Raw genomic sequence first — 18,784 nt, forward strand, 5'->3', positions numbered from 1 at the left:
GATGGCTATAGAAATTAAAAAAGAAGTTACTCACTACTATTACTATAATCTTGACAATAGCGATAATAATAGACGATATATTGATGATATAGAAAAAGTTAAAACTATTTTAGGCGAAGACAATATGAAATCTTGGCGACCTGATTATACGGGTTACGGAAGAATAGATTATAAGGCTGCAAGCAAGGAGTTGGTAGGAAATGATGAATTGCTTTAAGTCTTACAAGATAGAGTTCAGGTATGAGTATGATGCAGAATTAAGATATATCTATAAAGAAGTAGAGAAATTTAAGAAGAGATTCAAAGATTATAATGTTATAGAGTATTGCGATGGACTAAATAAAATATATCGTGCAAGTGTACATATAAATATTGATAATTATAGAATTAATGATACTAAGGATAAAGAAGTTCTTATGGATATTGAAAATAAGAATTATTATAAAAATTGGATGATTCCCTGCAATGGTTCAGAAGATTTAACTATGGCAGAAGCACAAATTAATAGTTTAAAAGATAAATATGGTAAGTTTGTTAGAGCGGAGAAGATAATGAATGGTAAAGATATTTTAGGTTATTCGATAACCGTTGGGAGTAAGTAGATGAATAGATATAAAATAGTGCTAAAAATAGGTGATACTCCGTTTGAGTTTGAGTGTTGGGATGATAGTAAAGATTTCATGAAACATATGGAGTATTGCTACTATATATCAGGACTTAGTAAAGAGTTACCTATAGAAATATCAGAAAAGAAATTAATAAAGGAGATATAAAAGGATGAAAAAAGTTAAAAGAATATTATGTGTAATGTTAGTATGTTTATCAATGAGTGTATTTGTAGGTTGCAATGAAGCAGATAAAGTATCACAGAATTTATCCAAAGAAGCAGATAATTTTAATGTTGTTAGGGAAATAACAGTTATTAATTGTCTACAAGGTGATGTTCTTTTCCAGATGTCAGGTAAAATGTCTATAAAGGCTGATGTTTCGGACAACCAATTAGAAGTAATTGTAGAAGATAACGGAACATACGTTAAACATTTTATAGGGTTAAGTGATAATGTTACTTATGTAGTAGAGGACTTAAACTTAGGTGCAAATGATGTATCTAAATACAAATATACCTTGAATTTTAATCCTAAAATGTGGTTCCCAATTGAAGTTGAAACTATAGATTAACCGTAAATAAAAAAAGGAGAGATATAATTATGGAAAATAATAAAAAACAATTAATAGGAAAAGAAATTAAATGTAAGAACTGTGGCAGAACATTTATATTTACTGAAGGAGAACAAGGTTTTTATAAGGAAATGAATTTTGATGAACCAAAGAGATGTTTCTATTGTAGAAAAAAAGCAAGAAAACAAAAACAAGGTGAGTAATTATGGTTGAAATGTTATTAATTACGATGATAGGAATTATAGGTATAGGATTCATGGCAGATCATTATTATAATAGAGAAAAGATAGACAGACTAGAGAGAAAATTATATAAGAAATAAATGATATATAGAGCTTATTAGAAATAATAGGTTCTATTATGTTATTTATATACACTATATGTTGTGGTTCGAAACTGTAATTAATGAAAAATGCACTATATGTAGTGTGTAAAAATGTAAATATAATTGGAGGTGAAAATTATGGGTTTAAATGATAAACAGAGTGAAGTTATTGATTTGTTAGTGCTTGGAAACATGAGTAAAGAAGCCATTGCAAAGAGTGTTGGTGTTGCTCCAAAGAGTATATATAATTGGTTGAATAAGAATGTGGAATTTAAGGCAGAACTGCAAAGGCGTACAGAGGTTTTCAATGATACAAGAATGGGAGAGGCTAAGAAGAAATTAGCAGTTCATTTAGATAATGCTATTAATAATATAATAGAAATCATGAATGATAAAGATAACCCAAAGAGATTTGAAGCAACTAAGTATTTGATAGATAGAAACTTAGGGAATACTACAACTAAGGTAGAGCAAACTAACAAAACAGAAAATGAAGATGACAAAATACAGGATATCGATTCATTGTTGGAAGAATTAAAAGATGATATTATCGAAGAAATTCAAGAGGATAATATCGTAATACAAAGACCTAAAAAACAAGGTGCTTAATTGTGAATAATACCCTTTTATACTTGAAATTGCATTTTAGATGTGATAAACTTAAAATATAAGTGAATAATACCCTATAATATGTATTTTAGGGTAAAAAGTATAGAAAGGTGGTAATTCACTATGAGTAGAAAAATACCAGAGTTTCTAACAATCGAGGAGCAAAATGCACTAATTAATGTATTTAATACACGCTATTTTAACAGTATCAGAAATAAAACTATTATAATATTAGATTTAAATAGTGGGTTACGACTACAAGAATTAGTAGATTTAAAATGGAAACATATAAATCTATCTACTGGACAGTTAAAAGTAGTCCAAGGTAAAGGAAGTAAGGATAGGATATTATGGTTAGGTGAAGATGTATTAGAAGTAATGAGGGCGTGGAGAGATCAGCAGTATAATAAATTAGGTGAATGCGAGTATGTATTTACTACAAATACTAAAAAACAGATAGATGTCAAGGCTATAAGAGATATGATTACTAAGTACAGTGATAAGGCTGGAATAGATAAACATGTTACAACGCATACATTAAGGCATACTTATGCTACAGATTTATTGAGAGCAACTAAGAATATAAGGCTAGTTCAAAAGGCTTTAGGTCATTCGGATCTCAGTACAACTATGATATATACTCATATTGTTGACGATGAGTTTGAAGATGCTTTAAAGACATTTAGAAGTAAATAAATATAAGATTAAAAGATTTAGATTGATTTCTAAGTCTTTTTTTATTTGGGGGTATATTCTATTTTTCAGGTATATGGATTCATGGCGACAAGTTACACAAAATTGTGCAATATTTTCCAGAAATGAATATAAGGAGGTGCTAAAAATGATTTACTACGATAACAAACAATTTGAAACAGAATATAAATTTGAGGTATATCTATTAAGTAAATACCTAACAAAACATTACAATCAAGATACAGCTATTAAACTAATAAAAAAACATTCTAAAAATCTTGATAACTTAGCCAAGTCATTAGCTAAATCAGATATAGGCTTCTTTTGTGAATATTTTTTAATGGATATATTTGTTCCTGCTGACGGAAATTTAGCTAAAAAACTAAGTCCAGACCATTATGAATTATGGGAACTAGCAAACAGGACTTTTGTAAAAGATGAAATGGATAAAGTAAACATAGTATGTCCAAGAGGATTTGCTAAAACTACAATATTTGATATGGCGGTAATAGTTTGGTCTGTATGCTATAAAGAATCAATATTTACAATTCTTATTAGTAAGGACAATTTAGGAGCTATAAAATTTCTTGATGATATTAAAAAAGTATTTAAAGAGAATAAAAAAATAATAAATAGTTTTGGTAAATTAATTAATAATAAAAAATTCACTGTAAATGGAAATGAAATAGAGTTTACTAATGGTTGTGACCTTCAATCGGTTGGTTCAGGTACTTCAATTCGTGGTAGAAAATACAAAAACAATAGACCTACATTAGTAATTGGAGATGATGCTCAATCTGATACAGACATATTAACCGACGATGCACGACAAAAGAAATATGACCTATGGTGCAAACAGGTTGAAGAGGTTGGTAATACTGCAACATATAGAAATGGTAAGAAAATAAACAAATCTACTAAGATAATTTCTATTGGAACAATACTGCATATAGATTGTTTAATTTCAAGGTTATGTAGAAATAAATCATACTATACGATGTTAAAGAGAGCTATTATCTTGAAGCCAGAACAAAGTGTAGATGATATATTTGAAAGTGAATTATGGTTAAAGTGTAAGAAGTTATATTTTAATGATAAGGCTGAGAATAGTAAAGATGAAGCCTATCAATTTTACCTAGACAATATAGAGAATATGAAATTTCCTGTGTTGTGGGAGGATAGTTGGGATTGCTTTAACGATTTAGCTGTTAAGTATTGGGAAAACAGACAAACATTCATGAGTGAGAAAATGAATGATGCTACCTCGATAGGTGAAAAGTGGTTTAAATCTGTATTAACTCAAACAAAAGAAGAGATTGAGCAACATGAATTTATAAAGACTATGTTATGTATAGACCCAGCATCAACGACCAATAAGAAGTCAGATTATACTGCAATGGTTGTTGGTAGTACAGGAGTTAATAACTTTAAATATATGAGGGAATTGGTGTTAGATAAATTAGAGTTCAATAAATACTGTGAAAAGGTAGTTGAAGTATTATTAGCTTATCCTGATATAACGCATGTTTATATAGAGAAGAATACATATCAAGGTGCCGATATTATTAAAATTAAAGAATTAATTAGTACTAATGATATTTTACATAGACGAAACTTAGAATTTATAAATGAAATGCAACGTTCTAACAAAGATGAAAAGATATCTACTATTATTGATAATGTTAATAATGGACAAATTATATTTGTTGATAATAATAAAGAATTTACTGATTTGATATTAGATTTTCAAGGTCAAAAGTATACATTGCATGATGATAGTATTGATATAACTGCTGAATGCGTGAGAAGACTTGATGACATTAAATCTAATAATAAAATAACTCTATTAGATAGAAGATTATTAGGATTATAAAGGAGGGATAAAGTGGAATATAATAAAGAAATAGCTGTAAAGTTATATGAAAAATATAAATTAGACTTAGGAAAATACAAGCATATAGCAGAGTATTTTAAAGGTAATACAGATGCTAAGAAGAATTATCCTCAAACCGATAGAAGTAACAATTTTGAAACATACAACTTTATTAAGAAGTTTACGATTGAAGAAGTAAGTTTTATGGTTGGTAATCCTATCACATATATTTCAGCTGAAGGAAATATTGAAAGTATCAAAAACATTGAAAATATAATAAATCAACAAAAGGGAAGTTTAGATAGTGAGTTATGTCAGGCTATGTTAACCTATGGACATGCATATGAAATGTATTATTTGGATGAAGGACAGCTTAAGATAAGAGTAGTAAATCCATTAAATAGTATAGCTTATTGCAATGTAGAAGACGAGGTAGAACTATTCTTATATATATACATGAAGGAACTTGATGACAATGTATATATAGATATTTTTGATGATAGTTATATTTATAAGTGTGATGAAAATTTTAATGTATTGGAGACAATACCACATTATTTTAAATGTTGCCCAGTCTCTAAAGCTGAATTAATGAATGGTATTAATGATACTTTGTATTCAGAAATTAAGGAATTACAGGATAGCTATGAAATAAATCAATCTACTTATTGCAATGAGATACAAGACACTAGATTGGCTTATTTAGGCTTATACGGTGCAAGTATTGACGATGAAGATGCCACAAAAATGAAGGAAATGGGTATTATTCAATTGCCTATTGCAAACTCAAAGGCAGAATACATAATCAAAAATATTGATCCTAATTTTATACAAGGGCATATCTCAGAATTAGAAGATAAAATGTATCAAATATCTCAACATATAAATCATAATATAGGCATGGTTTCAAATTTATCAGGCACAGCTTTGGAAAATAGACTTATTGCACTTAGAAATAAAATAACTACTAATCAAAAATGCTTAACAAGTGTATTGAAAAAGAGGATTAAATGTATATTTACATATCTTAATATATCAGAAAATGCCAATTATAATTATAATGATATATCAATTAAATATACGATGAATGTACCTTCAAACGATACTGAAATGGCTGATATTATATCTAAGTTAAGCAATAAGATGTCTATAAAAACAGGACTAAGGCAGTTAAGTTTTGTTACTAACGCAGACAAAGAATTTGATGATATGATGCAGGAACAGAGAATTTTAATGGATTTTATGGGTGATTTAGATAACTTAAAGGAAGTTGATGTAAATGAAACTGAGTAAAGATCAAGAATTATATAGGCAGCTAACAGAACAATTTGCAGAGGAGCTTTATAATTTAGCTGAAAAGGATATTAATAAAATATTATTATTGCAAAAGAATGATAGAGATATATTATTAGTAGAGTTATCAAAAATTATGATGCACTATAACACTACAGATAATGTATTAAATCTTAGTAGTACTGAAAAAGTAAAGATAAGTAATAAGTTAAATAAAGTTATTAATGAGGCTATGAAAGAAGAGATTAAGTCTGAAACTGATAAAATAACTGAGATTTTAAAGAAGAGTGGATTAGATAAATATTATACTAATTCTTATATATTATCTTTAGGACTTATTTTCACCATAAAAAAGGTTGATGATAAAGTACTTAATAGGATTATAAAGAAAACTATTAAGGGCAAAAATTATAGTGACCGAATTTGGGATAATAAGAACAAAGTGGCTAAACTGCTAAGAAACGAAGTTAAAAAGTTTGTAAATGGTGAAACTAATTTAAATAAGATTGAGAAGTTAATTAAAAATATATTTAACGCTAATGCTTATAATACGAAGAGATTAGCACAGACCGAGATTGCTAGAGTTATGGAAGGCTTAAATGATGCATGGCAATGGGAAAATGACATTAAATGGGTTTTATATTCTGCAACCTTAGATATGAAAACATGTAATGATTGTGGTCAATACGATGGATTAGTATTTGATATTGATAAAAAGCCCGTTGAATTACCTAAACATCCTATGTGTAGATGCACCTATATAGCATTGCCACATAAAGGCTATAGACCTAAAACTAGAAGAGATAACGAAAATAAGCACAGTGTAAATTGGACAACTTATGGTAAATGGAAAGAAGAAAATAATATATAAAACTTAATAGGTAGAATACTATTAAGGAGGAAGGAGTTTAAAATGATTAAAAGTGAACTATTAAAATTAATAGAAGGTATTGGTGACGACCAAGATGTAATAGAAACATTAAAAAAGAATGAAGAAATAAAGTCTTTAGCTAAGGACTTTGATGTAACTAAATTAGCATTAGAGGACTTTACAAAACTCTTGCAAGAGAATCCCACTATAAAGGGATATTGGACAAGTGAAAAAGATAGAGCAGTAACAAAAGGAATTGATAGCTTTAAAACTAACAACCTTCAAAAATTAATTGATGAAGCTGTTAAAGCTAAATTCAATGAAGGGTTAACACCAGAGCAAATAGCTTTAAAAGAAATGGAGTCTAAATATCAGGCGTTAGAAAAACAAATTAAGATGAAAGAATTAGAGTCTAAATATAAAGATACTCTTAATGAGAAGGGATTAGATACTAGATTAATGAAATATATTTTATCAGAAAATGAGGATGATATAATTACAAATATTGATTTATTTACTGAAATTATTTCTAGTACAACTAATTTAGAAGTTAATAAAAGGTTAAATGACGCAAGTTATAAGCCACCTAAAAATGATATAACTCCTAAAACTATGACAAAACAAGAATTATTAAATAAGGGTTATGCGTATGCTAATAAATTTGCAAATGAGCATCCAGATGAATATAAACAAATAATGGAATCATAAAACAACCAATAAGAGTGAAATGATATATCTCTTTAGAGGTTGTTTTTATTATGTCTTTTTATAAGCTCGAATTAGACGTTAAAGAAAAATGGCTACTATATTAAAAAAAGAAAGAGGTAATTATAAATGGCACAAACAAAAATAAGTAATTTAATTAATCCACAGTTGATGGCGAATATTATAGACGCTAAAATCTCTAGCAAAATAGTTGTTACTCCTTTTGCAAAAATAGATACTACTTTAGAAGGCGTTGCAGGAAACACAATTAGCGTTCCTTCTTACGCGTACATAGGTGATGCGGCAGACGTGGCTGAAGGTGTGGCTTGTGGTACAACTGTATTAACAGCTACTTCTACTACTGCAACTGTTAAGAAAGCTATGAAGGCTGTAGAACTTACAGACGAAGCAATGCTTTCGGGCTATGGTGACCCAGTGGGAGAAGCAACTTCCCAATTAGCTAAATCTATTGCTTCTAAAATAGATGCTGATTGTATGACTGCTTTACTAGGAGCGACAACTAAAACTTTTGACGGTTCATCCACTAAAATTGGATACAATGGTGTTGTTGATGCTATTGACTTATTTGAAGAGGAAGTAAATGGAGAAAAAGTTATGTTTGTTAACCCTAAACAGGTAACAGATTTAAGAAAAGATGCTAACTTTATTTCTGCTGATAAATACCCAGGGCAAGTTGTTATGACAGGTGAAATTGGTATGATATGCAATACTCATATTGTACCTTCTAAGAAGGTTGTACTTGACGGAACATCAGCATTTTACACTTGTCCTATTATAAAAATAGAACCTGATGTAGAAGTTGAAGATGAAACTCCAGCATTAACAATTTATTTAAAGAGAAATGTAAATTTAGAATCTGAAAGAAACACATTAGCAAGAACTACTACATTATCTGTAGACGAAATTTATACTGCTGTAGTTTCTAATGCTTCTAAAGTAATATTAGCTAAATTTAAGAAATAGAAATTACAATAAATGTAGGGGATAAATCTCCTACCCTATCTTTTAAAATAGAAAGGAGATTATTTATATGTTAAATGAAGCATATTTAGATGATATGGCTATCAATGCTATTAGAAATTATTTAAATGTAGAAGGCAAGGCTAAATGGAATGACACCTATATTATGTTAAATTATGATACTGCTATAGAGTTAATTAAAGATAATTATAAATCCTATATTAATGTTACAGGTGGAGTAGCTAATATTAGTTCTATTTCCCAAGGTGGACAAAGCATTAGTTTTAATAATGGATTAAGCAATGCTTTAATAACGGAAGAAGTTAAAATATTACTTCCAAGACCTTATTTGAAAGTATTTTAGGTGGTGTAGATATGGTGTTTTTTAAGAATGCAGATATTGAAACTACTGTAAAAATTAAAATAAAAAATGAGGTAGGACAATTAGTTGAAGCCTATACTAGAGGTAATAATTCTATAAGGGTTAATATTCAACCTATAGATATTCAAGCTATTAAATACACATGGGGAGAGGATATTAAATCTCAATTTCAAATGTATGCTGATGCGTTGTTTTCAGTAGGAGATATAATTATTTGGCAAAATAAAACTTATGAAATAGAAAAGCACATTCCATGGATTTCATATAATCTCTATGCAATTAAAGATAAGGATGTGGTTGTAAATGCTTGAAAATAACATTAATGATATTAAAAGTAAACTACAATCAGCGATTGAAGAAGCTGTTAGAGAGATAGAAATAAGCGGAGTTGCTGATTTACAAGCTAATGCACCTGTTGACACAGGAGCTTTAAAAAGAGCAATTGCATTTAAGACTGAAAAAGGTGATGATAAATATGTGATTACTTTTGGGTCAATGTTAAAGTATGCGCCATATACAGAGTTTAGAAATAGTACTTCTAAAGGGTGGATGCGAGATACTTTAAATGAGTTAGATGCTGAAAATATATTAATAAAACATTTAAAGGGGGTAAATGATTGATGAAATTATTGCAACAAGAGATTTATAAATTAATATCAATTGATGATAATAATGTATATTCTGATTATTTACCTTCAAAGGATGTTGATAATAATGAATTAGATTATAGCAGAAATATATATATTACTTATAGTCTTAAGAATATTGAGGATTTGGGTTATAAAGATTCTATAATCTTAGAATTAGAAGTTATAAGTAATATAGAAAACAGAACAAGTGTAAGAGATAAGGCTTTAGAACTGGATAAATTGTTGAATGATACATATATAGAAAAATGTGATTCTAAAATAATTAGAAATAATGTTTGGTATATGCCTTTTAATGATTTAGAAGATAGAAAGTCTATGGTTACATTAAGTTATAAAATATTTAAATATTAAGAAAGGAAGTGTTAAGTATGGCTGCACAAAGTTTACAAAGTACAGTAAGTACCAAAAGTACATTTGGATCTGCTAATATATATTTAGTACCTTCATTTGATTTAACACAGTTAGATTCGGAGATTACTGCAAAATTAATTGATGCTAATTTGCTTGTTACAACTGACGATGGTTGTACTTTTGAAGAAACAAAGGAAATTCACAGTACTCAATTAGCTGGATTCAATGAAAAGAGAGTTCAAGGTTTTGAGAATGTAATAAGAGCAGAAGGTAAAATTTCAGCTACAGGAAGATTGGTTAATAAGAAATTATTAGAGGCATCTTTATATACTAAGGATACTAATACATCTACAGCATATGAAGTGTATTCAGTAAAAGAAGGAACGATAGAAGATGCACAGTACAATGATATAGTTATGGTTGGAGTAAATAAAGCGGGTAAAAAAGCTCAAATGATACTTTTACAAAATGCTTATAATGAAAACTTATCTATAGAAACTAAAGCATCTGATGATGGTACTTGTAAAGTAGAATTTGTAAGTGCTTATGATTTGGGTAAATTAAATGAAACACCTTACAAGATTATAACATTAAAAGAAACAGTTTAATTAATAAAGGGATTAGATATATATTCTAGTCTCTTTTTATTTTACTAAGCCTTCTAAAATAGGGGCTTAGAAGGTTTATTAAAGTAAGAGTAAGAAAGGAAGATTAATATGATAAATGAAAATAACGAATTAATAATAACAACTCCCGAGGCAATGGAGGTTATTAGAATTATAAAGAAAATCAATATGAAAGATGATATATCTAACGCAATTAGTAAATTTTCCGATTTAAATGCTAAAAAAGAAAACAAGCTGAATGAATTAAGAGAATTGATAATTAAAAATATAGGCTTTGAAACATATGAGAGTTTATCAGAACTTGAAAAAGAAGGAGTTACACATCAAATTTTAAATGAGAATATTGAGTTTAAATCAGAGTTTGAAAAGACTATGGTACAGGTAAATAGAGATATATCTGGAATGGGAATGGAACTAATTTATAATTTCGCTATGAGAATACCAGATGCTGAAAAAGAAATTTACAAAGCACTAGCAAAAATATTCAATAAACCAATTAAATATTTTGAAACACAAGAATTCGATGTTGCAGTAGAACAGATTAAACAAATATCGCAGAGCAAAACTTTATTAAAGCTTTTTTCATTAGCAACCAAATAGAAGAGTTAAATAATTCCCTCGTGGGAATTCTCTTCAAATCTGGTTGCTATTCTTATATTCAAGATATGGACTTGGAAGAAGCATTTCCGATAATAGAAGGAGTTTATGTTGAATACATGGATTCAAGGCTTTATCAAAGATATTTATTCGATAATATCCTACTTCAACTCGATGGTAAAGGAATGGGATATTCAGATTATATAAATGAAGGAAAGAAGTTTATAAGTAAGCCCGATACCGACTATATAAAAGTTAAAGAAACTAATAAGAATTTATTAGAAAAATTCAAGAAACAACACGTCACCATTCAATAAAGGAGGTGAAATATAAATGGATGTATTTAAATTAAAAGGCTCGGTTGAATTAGATATAAAAGATGTAGTAAGTGGATTAGATAAAGTTGATCAAAAGGTAAAATCCACTGATAAAAGCATTAATAAAATAAGTGACAGTTCCAAAAAAACTTCAGATGCGATGTCGAAAATGAAGAAAATGGGACAAAATGCTATGGGTACTATAGATAAGTGGGCTAAAAGAGGAGCTATTGCAGTAGGTGGATTAGCTAGTGGAATATTAGCAATGGGTATAAAAGGTAATGCAAGTTTAGAAACTTCGATAACCTCTTGGTCAACTTTGTTGGGGACTCAGGAACAGGCTAAGACCATGATGGATGATATTACAAAGTATGCAGCAAAGACACCATTCAGTAAAATGGGTGTTGATGAAATGGCAAAACAATTACATAATGCTGGATTTGAAGGTCAAGCTATGTTTGATCAAATGACTAAATTCGGTAATATGGGTTCAGCGTTTGGGGTACAGGAAGATAGTCTTAAAGAAATGGTAAGACAATATTCTCAAGTTCAAATGGCTGGTACTGCATATACAGAGGATTTAAACATTCTTCAAGATAGAGGAATACCAATATATAAAGCATTGTCTGAAACACTAGGTATTGCGGTAGGCGATGTTAAGAAGATGGCTTCTGAAGGAGCGTTAACTGCTGATATATATAATCAGGCATTAGATAGTATTGCAAATGGTACTGTTGGAGCAATGGAAGCACAAAGTAAAACTTTTAGTGGTATGCTATCAACGATTAAAGATAATGTTGCTAATATTTCTCAAAAAGTTATTAAACCTATATTCGAAAAGATAATAGAGTATATGCCTTTAATAATGCAATTAACAGATGAGTTTAGTGCAAACATTGATAGTGGGAAGGGCATCATGGAAGGAATGAAGGACGCCATCATATCTGTCTTTGGAGAAGATACATATAATAAAATAATGGGAGTAATTGGAGTAGTAAAAAATTTAACTATAGCTTATTTAATCCTTAAAGGAGTTATGGCTATAGCAACAATAATAAATACTTTATCAACCGCTTATACTGCTTTAAGTGGAGCAATGACAGCCTTAAAAGGTTCTACTGTGGCACAAACAATAGCACAATGGGCGATGAATAGTGCATGGTTAGCAAGTCCAATAACATGGATTATAGCTGGAATAGTGGCAGTTATAGCTATATTTGTTTTATTATGGAATAAGTGTGAAGGTTTCAGAAACTTCTGGATAGAGCTATGGGAAATTATTAAAACAGCTTTTGGAGCAGCAAAAGATTGGATAGGTGAAAAGGTAACTTCTTTGGTTGATGGTGCTAAAAATAAATTTGAAGAATTGAAAGACGGAATCATGAAGCCAATAAATTGGGCTAAAAGTAAGCTAAAAGATGCTATAGAGACAATGAAAGGTTTCTTTAAATTCGATTGGTCATTACCTAAGATTAAGTTACCACATTTCAATATATCTGGTAAGTTCAGCTTGAACCCTCCTTCTATACCTAAGTTTAATGTTGATTGGTATTCCAAGGGGGCAATATTTACACAACCTACAGTATTAGGAAATATAGGCGTAGGTGATGCTGATAATGGAAAGGGTTCTAAAGCAGAGGCAATATTGCCTATTGATGACCTAAGAGACATGATTAAAGACTTATTACAAGTTACAATACCTTTATATATAGATAGTAGAGAGTTTGCAAAAGCAACAGCTAAACCTATGAAAGATGAGATAGATGCACTACAAATGAGAGATGTAAGGCTTCGATATTAAGGAGGGATATAAATGCTGTCTACAGATAGTTTTTTAATGGATAGTTTGGAGTATATGTTATATTTTAATGGAAAATATGCTCAACAATTTCAATTAGCAGTTGAGGAATATCCCTCTATTCCTCAACTAAATGAGGATGTAGAAGAAATTGAAATAGAGGGAAGAAGTGGTAACTTAATAGTAAAAAAAGGTACGTATAAAGATAGAAAACTAACATTTAAGCTTAAAATGTTAGATGTTAATAATATGTGGGTTATGTGTGATGGTATATTAGAATGGCTAAATAACATAACTGACAATAAGTTAATATACGATAGAGAAGATAGACATTTTAAAGTTAAAAGAGTTATTGTTGGAGATATAATAAAGGAAGTCGGAAGATATGGAGCATTTGACGTTACTTTTGTATGTAAGCCATTTGCATATGGTAGTAAAACATCATGTTCTTATTCGTCGACAATTAAAAGTACAACTTTAAAGAATGTAAGTAGCTTTAAAGTAGATCCTAAAATCGAAATTACGGGTACTGGAGATATAGGTATTAATATTAATGGTGAAATTGTTACAATCAAAGGTTTAAATGGAACTGTAGTAATTGATAGTAATTTAATGTTATGTTATTCAGGTTTAAATAATTACTTAGGTAATATGAATGGTGATTTCCCACAGCTACAGGTTGGAAACAATAAAATAACATTAAATGGCAATATTTCAAAATGGCATATTGAATGGGATAACATATATCGATAGGTAGGGGTAAATCTCTACCTATTTTTTTTATTTTAAAGGAGGTAGAGGGATAAATGTTAAATAACGATGCAATTGTACGTTGCTTTGGGTTTGATTATAAGTGGGGAGCTAGGCAAAATCCACCACTAGATTTAAAATGTAAATTTATATTAGAAAAAAGAAGTGTATTTGGTGATGAAGTATTAAATAATGCAGATGGATATGTAGATATACCATTAAAAATTAGAAAAGTAAATAAGGATTTAATTTCTGTTCCTATGAAGGGGGCAGAAGTTGAATCCTTAAATAGATGGTTATTTCAAGATTCAAGAGATGAAGAATTAGAGTTAGATGGTTTGTACTATAAAGGTACATTTAGAAAAGCTAATTTGTTTTGGTCACGAAATGCAAGTAAAGATGGGTACGTTAATGTGGTGTTTAGGATGATTAACTTAGCTTATTGTTTACCTTGTGTTATACAAAGAGTTGAAAATAATGAAGAAGATATTATTGAAATTAGAAATAATACCAATGCAGTAGATTTATTAGATACCATAATAGGTGTTGAAATATTAAAGTATAAAAATATTACCACAAATACTTTTACTATTGAAAATTTAACTAATGGTAATAAGGTATCAGTTAATGTAAAAGCAGACGATAAAGAGTTTAATATAGATTCAATAAAATTAAATAAAGGTACAAATCAAATTAAGATAACCACAGATGGTCATATCAGAGTGTTGATTGAGTATAGACCTGTATTTATCAATGTAAGTGAGGTGTTACAATGTCCAAGCCAATCTTAATTAGTATATTTGATAAGAATGAAACTAAAAATAGAGTATTATACGGAAATGGTTTAGCGGTGCTAGATAATATATGTATTAAGTGTATAACTGACGAGGATTTAGTAGGTGGTTATTCACTTGATGCAACATTTATAATTGATGATGATGGCATATATAAAAATATAGTTGAAGAGAATATATTAAAAATAAAAATGGATTATGGTACTGAATTATTTAGAATTGCAAAAATAATACCTTCTACTAATTTAATAGAGATATTTGCAAGACAATTGACAATTTCAGATACATTAGATATTTATTTAAGTGATATAAGACCAACAAACACTAATGCTCAAGGGGCTTTAGATCATATGTTAACTAATTCAAATGAGTATAAAGCAAATAAACCTTATGCAAAGAATTTAGAGCTATTTTCAGATATAACGAAATTGAACACAGCATATTATCAAGACGTGAATCTATATCAGGCGTTGCACGATTCAGAACAAAGTTTTGAGAAAAGATGGGGTTTATGTGAAATACAAAGACGTGGCTATAGAGTAAATCTAATGTCAAGGATAGGACAAGATAGAGGAGTTCAAATTAGATCACGTAAGAATTTAACTGGATTTGAGTATGAAAGTGACGTTGAAACCGTTGTTACCAGAATAAAGCCCAAAGGATTTAATGGTATTACAATAGATGGATATGTAGATAGTGCTTTAATAGGTAAATATTCTAAAATAAAAACTAAGCAAATTAAGTATGATGATATTAAAGTAAAAGATGAAAATAGCGAAGAAGGATTTGATACTTTAGCAGAGGCACAGGATGAATTAATTAGAAGAGCTGGATTAGAATTCACTCAAAATCATATAGATGAAATTAAGGCTAAGTATAATATTTCATTTGTAGCGTTAGAACAAACAGAAGAATATAAGAACTATGCTATTTTAGAAAGAGCTTATTTGGGTGATACCGTAACAGTAGTAGAAGATAAACTAGGCATTAATATCAAAGTAAGAGCCATTAAAAGACGATTTAATGTGTTAAGACAGAATGTAATTGATGTGGAATTATCTAACTATTCTATTAGTAGTAATAAAATAAGCATTGCAGATATAGTGAAAGAAATAGAGAATATTCCTGACCCAGACAATATATTACTCGAAGCAAAGAAAAATGCGGCAGATTTAATTAATGCAGGTATTAAAGAAGGATATTTTACGTGGGACACAAATGGATGGGCAATAATGGACACAAGAGATAAGAATACAGCAACAAATGGGATTAAAGCAACTAAGAATGGAATTGGGTTATTTAAAAATGGATACTATGGTGAAATTATTAGGGCAATAACATCTCAAGGAATTGTAGCAGATGTTATTACAACAGGAGTTCTAAACGCAAATCTAATTAAGAGTGGCGTTCTTAGTACAGTATTAATAAAAAATAGTGATGGAAGTTTTGAAATAGATTTAAGTAAGTCTGGAGGTTGCTTGTTTAGAAATAATGGTAAAAATGCACTTAAGATTGCAAATAATAAAATTGATTTATACTCCTGGGCAGTAGATGGAGATTATATCGGCAGTCTAGGAAGTCTATATGACTCTACAAATAAAGTAGCAATGTTGTCTATGTATAACGATTTAGATAGTATTGTTACCATAGGATATAACAAATCTAACAATACAGTTGGAACTTATATGGAGTTTGACAAATATGGATTAAGAAATGATGCTAACTATCCTATTCAAGTGTGGGAAAACATGAGGTGTAATAGGGATTTAAAAGTAGAAGGAACATTAAGAACAGATTACATAAAACCTAGAGCAGACAATACTGCAATGTTAATAGATTGTACGAACTTAACTGTAACAGGAAATATATATGCATCTAACGTTGGTAGAGCCGCCACAATGGCTTTAGAAAAAGATAGCAATGAAGAATATAGACTTGTTACAAAAGGAGAGTTAATGAGTGAAATAGAGCAATTAAAGGCACAAATAAAGCAATTAAAGGCTTTAGTTGTAAAATAAACAGAAGAAAAGAGGTGATTATTATGAGTCCCGATCTAGTAACGTCAATATCGACTTTGGGGTTTCCTATTGTTTGTTCTATTGGACTAGCATTCGCACTTTGGCGTATGTATTTAAAAATGTCTACCACCCTTGATATGGTTACCAAGACTAATCAAGAATTGGTTTTAACAAATAGTAGTTTAATAAAAAATATAGACACAAAAGTGGACAAGTTAGAAATAAAAGTAGATAAAATTCTAATTAGCAAATAATTAAACTTCGATTTTATTAAAAAGTTTTATTCAATTATGTTTATTTTATGGTAAAATAAGTAATGAAGTCTGATTGTATTTAAGTGTGAATTGAGGAGGCGTTTAGATGAACATAATAAAAAATCCTAGGGCAAAGGTGCCCTTGAGATTATCTATAGTAGTCATATCTATAATTGAAACTGTAATCATTTTTTCACTTTTTCCAGAGTATGCTGGAGTTATAAGTTATAGTGTATTTTCAACTTCAATTCTTATTCAAATATTTTTGGTATTTCAGTTGACAGGTAATGCAGCGAAGAAATACACCAACACTAAATTCAAATTGGGCATATGCTTTTTAATGGTAGTTTTTATGGCAGTTCCATTCCTTATATGTGGAGCTATTCCTAAATATACCTATGATAATGGTAAAGTTATCTTAGCTGAATATTTAAATGAGAAATCAGATATAGAATTTATTGCAAATGATGAATTCATTCCAAGACTTCCTGTTACGCCATATCCCAAAGGATTCCCAAAGGTTATTTTAATTGATAATGAGTTTTATTATTATGAAATTAAAATTGATGGAAAAAATAGATTCTTTTCAATTAATCCTTTAACAGGAGAGGTCTTTGAACTGGAGAAAAGTTTTTATAATTTTTAACTAATTTATTAATAACAGATTAATTCGTAATTTTAGGTTATTGTGAGCGAGGAGAGCAGAGATGCTCTCTTTTTATTTTGGAAAAGTTATTGCTGTAATGAATAAAATAATAAAATTTAAAGGTAGTAGATTGACTTCTACTGCCTTTTATTTTTTCTTCTAAAATATAGTTATTGTCTAATGACATAATACCGTATATAATAGAAGCATAATTTAATAATGAATGGAATGAATTAAGATTTAAATCGATAATATGTTTATTATTAGTACTTCTAACTATTAAGCATTTTCAATTCACGCCGTAAAAGGTATGGAGTTTGACACCGTTTATATAATAAATGCTGTAGATGGATTTATTCCTTACAAGAATAATGATTTAGAGGAAGAAAGAAGACTCTTCTACGTTGGTTTAACAAGAGCCATCAATAATGTTATCTTTGTTGCACCTGATATGATTCGTGGTGAAAAGAAATCTAAATCCCAATTCTTAAAGGAATGTGATTTAACTGCTGAAATGCTTGGTCGTGAAAAGTATAAGGTGGGAGTATCAATTAACCATAAGTTTTATGGAGCTGGTGTTATTGAGGAAATCAACGATGCTAATATTAAAATTAGATTTAAGGATACTTCTAGGAAATTTGATTTTGCTGTACTTATAAATAACGGACTTATTGATGTTGTCAGCTAGACAAAGGAGCTTAACATGAATTATAGTATGGATGAAATAGAAGAACTAAATTTACCTACTATAGAAGATGAAGCTGGATATGATTCCTTCAAGCGAGGTCGTTTTACCATTGTTGTTAGGAAAGAAGCTGACAATCTTCCTTATAGTATTAAAGGCAAAAACATAGTTTTTACAGGCAGAGGACCTTATACCAGAGGAACCTTAATGAAAATGGCAAGAGAGCATGGAGCCTTTGCAACCAGCAACAGTATTTCTAAACACACTGATGTATTAGTGGTAGGGGAGAAGCCTGGAAGAAAGCTTATTATAGCTAAAAGGGGAAATATAAAGATTATTTCTATGGAAGAGTTTTTATCAGAGATAGAATAGATATTATAGAAACAT

General features: G+C 29.4%; 27 protein-coding genes. All 27 read left to right on the forward strand.

Going from position 1 to position 18,784, the window contains the following annotated elements; genetic code table 11:
- Window position 1: 1 nt before the first annotated feature.
- The 27 genes from BN1075_RS16185 (at window position 2) to BN1075_RS16305 (ending at window position 18,769) form a co-directional block, all read left to right on the forward strand.
- A complete protein-coding gene (locus BN1075_RS16185; protein ID WP_040194279.1) occupies window positions 2–217 on the forward strand; it encodes a hypothetical protein in 216 nt (71 codons plus the stop codon).
- On the forward strand, window positions 201–602 hold the full coding sequence (locus BN1075_RS16190) for a hypothetical protein (protein WP_040194280.1): 402 nt from the start codon (window positions 201–203) through the stop codon (window positions 600–602). The genes BN1075_RS16185 and BN1075_RS16190 overlap by 17 nt, the downstream gene beginning before the upstream one ends.
- The gene (locus tag BN1075_RS21715; protein ID WP_156132820.1) at window positions 603–773 is read left to right on the forward strand and encodes a hypothetical protein; all 171 of its coding nucleotides are present in this window, start codon (window positions 603–605) and stop codon (window positions 771–773) included. It begins immediately after the preceding gene.
- 4 nt (window positions 774–777) lie between these two features.
- The gene (locus BN1075_RS16195; RefSeq protein ID WP_040194281.1) at window positions 778–1,179 is read left to right on the forward strand and encodes a beta-sandwich lipoprotein; all 402 of its coding nucleotides are present in this window, start codon (window positions 778–780) and stop codon (window positions 1,177–1,179) included.
- Window positions 1,180–1,208: 29 nt separating this feature from the next.
- Entirely contained in the window at window positions 1,209–1,382 is a 174-nt protein-coding gene (locus tag BN1075_RS21250) for a zinc-ribbon domain containing protein (protein WP_081911635.1), read from the forward strand.
- A gap of 260 nt (window positions 1,383–1,642) precedes the next feature.
- Window positions 1,643–2,113 (forward strand): phBC6A51 family helix-turn-helix protein, encoded by a 471-nt coding sequence (locus BN1075_RS16200; RefSeq protein WP_042387400.1) that lies wholly within the window; start codon window positions 1,643–1,645, stop codon window positions 2,111–2,113.
- A 123-nt stretch (window positions 2,114–2,236) separates the two neighbouring features.
- A complete protein-coding gene (locus BN1075_RS16205; RefSeq protein WP_040194283.1) occupies window positions 2,237–2,809 on the forward strand; it encodes a tyrosine-type recombinase/integrase in 573 nt (190 codons plus the stop codon).
- Between the two features lie 145 nt (window positions 2,810–2,954).
- A complete protein-coding gene (locus BN1075_RS16210; protein WP_040194284.1) occupies window positions 2,955–4,679 on the forward strand; it encodes a hypothetical protein in 1,725 nt (574 codons plus the stop codon).
- Window positions 4,680–4,691: 12 nt separating this feature from the next.
- The gene (locus tag BN1075_RS16215) at window positions 4,692–5,972 is read left to right on the forward strand and encodes a phage portal protein (protein ID WP_052406597.1); all 1,281 of its coding nucleotides are present in this window, start codon (window positions 4,692–4,694) and stop codon (window positions 5,970–5,972) included.
- Window positions 5,959–6,843 carry a minor capsid protein gene (locus tag BN1075_RS16220; RefSeq protein WP_042387402.1) on the forward strand — a complete coding sequence of 295 codons (885 nt, stop codon included), beginning with the start codon at window positions 5,959–5,961 and terminating at the stop codon, window positions 6,841–6,843. Before BN1075_RS16215 ends, BN1075_RS16220 begins: the two co-directional genes overlap by 14 nt.
- Before the next feature lie 42 nt (window positions 6,844–6,885).
- Complete coding sequence (locus BN1075_RS16225) at window positions 6,886–7,551, forward strand: capsid assembly scaffolding protein Gp46 family protein (protein ID WP_040194285.1); 666 nt, start codon at window positions 6,886–6,888, stop codon at window positions 7,549–7,551.
- Between the two features lie 126 nt (window positions 7,552–7,677).
- On the forward strand, window positions 7,678–8,532 hold the full coding sequence (locus BN1075_RS16230) for a N4-gp56 family major capsid protein (protein WP_040194286.1): 855 nt from the start codon (window positions 7,678–7,680) through the stop codon (window positions 8,530–8,532).
- 67 nt (window positions 8,533–8,599) lie between these two features.
- Complete coding sequence (locus BN1075_RS16235) at window positions 8,600–8,893, forward strand: hypothetical protein (RefSeq protein WP_040194287.1); 294 nt, start codon at window positions 8,600–8,602, stop codon at window positions 8,891–8,893.
- 11 nt (window positions 8,894–8,904) lie between these two features.
- Window positions 8,905–9,222: a hypothetical protein gene (locus tag BN1075_RS16240; protein WP_040194288.1), complete on the forward strand. Its 318-nt coding sequence runs from the start codon at window positions 8,905–8,907 to the stop codon at window positions 9,220–9,222.
- A complete protein-coding gene (locus tag BN1075_RS16245; protein WP_040194289.1) occupies window positions 9,215–9,532 on the forward strand; it encodes an HK97 gp10 family phage protein in 318 nt (105 codons plus the stop codon). Before BN1075_RS16240 ends, BN1075_RS16245 begins: the two co-directional genes overlap by 8 nt.
- Window positions 9,529–9,912: a hypothetical protein gene (locus tag BN1075_RS16250; protein WP_148315528.1), complete on the forward strand. Its 384-nt coding sequence runs from the start codon at window positions 9,529–9,531 to the stop codon at window positions 9,910–9,912. Before BN1075_RS16245 ends, BN1075_RS16250 begins: the two co-directional genes overlap by 4 nt.
- Before the next feature lie 17 nt (window positions 9,913–9,929).
- Window positions 9,930–10,520 carry a hypothetical protein gene (locus BN1075_RS16255; protein WP_040194291.1) on the forward strand — a complete coding sequence of 197 codons (591 nt, stop codon included), beginning with the start codon at window positions 9,930–9,932 and terminating at the stop codon, window positions 10,518–10,520.
- Window positions 10,521–10,628: 108 nt separating this feature from the next.
- Window positions 10,629–11,138 (forward strand): hypothetical protein, encoded by a 510-nt coding sequence (locus BN1075_RS16260; protein ID WP_040194293.1) that lies wholly within the window; start codon window positions 10,629–10,631, stop codon window positions 11,136–11,138.
- Window positions 11,139–11,203: 65 nt separating this feature from the next.
- Window positions 11,204–11,452, forward strand: coding sequence for a hypothetical protein (locus BN1075_RS16265; RefSeq protein WP_148315529.1), 249 nt, complete (start codon window positions 11,204–11,206; stop codon window positions 11,450–11,452).
- Window positions 11,453–11,468: 16 nt separating this feature from the next.
- Window positions 11,469–13,253 (forward strand): tape measure protein, encoded by a 1,785-nt coding sequence (locus BN1075_RS16270; RefSeq protein ID WP_052406598.1) that lies wholly within the window; start codon window positions 11,469–11,471, stop codon window positions 13,251–13,253.
- Between the two features lie 12 nt (window positions 13,254–13,265).
- A complete protein-coding gene (locus BN1075_RS16275; RefSeq protein WP_040194296.1) occupies window positions 13,266–14,003 on the forward strand; it encodes a distal tail protein Dit in 738 nt (245 codons plus the stop codon).
- A 53-nt stretch (window positions 14,004–14,056) separates the two neighbouring features.
- Window positions 14,057–14,791: a hypothetical protein gene (locus BN1075_RS16280; protein ID WP_040194298.1), complete on the forward strand. Its 735-nt coding sequence runs from the start codon at window positions 14,057–14,059 to the stop codon at window positions 14,789–14,791.
- Window positions 14,773–16,812: a phage tail spike protein gene (locus tag BN1075_RS16285; protein ID WP_052406599.1), complete on the forward strand. Its 2,040-nt coding sequence runs from the start codon at window positions 14,773–14,775 to the stop codon at window positions 16,810–16,812. The genes BN1075_RS16280 and BN1075_RS16285 overlap by 19 nt, the downstream gene beginning before the upstream one ends.
- Window positions 16,813–16,835: 23 nt before the next feature.
- Window positions 16,836–17,066 (forward strand): hypothetical protein, encoded by a 231-nt coding sequence (locus tag BN1075_RS16290; protein ID WP_040194299.1) that lies wholly within the window; start codon window positions 16,836–16,838, stop codon window positions 17,064–17,066.
- 106 nt (window positions 17,067–17,172) lie between these two features.
- Complete coding sequence (locus BN1075_RS16295; RefSeq protein ID WP_040194300.1) at window positions 17,173–17,712, forward strand: hypothetical protein; 540 nt, start codon at window positions 17,173–17,175, stop codon at window positions 17,710–17,712.
- A gap of 292 nt (window positions 17,713–18,004) precedes the next feature.
- Window positions 18,005–18,400 carry a 3'-5' exonuclease gene (locus BN1075_RS16300; RefSeq protein WP_268871561.1) on the forward strand — a complete coding sequence of 132 codons (396 nt, stop codon included), beginning with the start codon at window positions 18,005–18,007 and terminating at the stop codon, window positions 18,398–18,400.
- 15 nt (window positions 18,401–18,415) lie between these two features.
- On the forward strand, window positions 18,416–18,769 hold the full coding sequence (locus BN1075_RS16305) for a BRCT domain-containing protein (protein ID WP_040194303.1): 354 nt from the start codon (window positions 18,416–18,418) through the stop codon (window positions 18,767–18,769).
- Window positions 18,770–18,784 lie beyond the last annotated feature (15 nt).

Origin of the sequence: Clostridium culturomicium, assembly GCF_000821305.1 — a bacterium.
Lineage (GTDB): Bacteria > Bacillota > Clostridia > Clostridiales > Clostridiaceae > Clostridium_J > Clostridium_J culturomicium.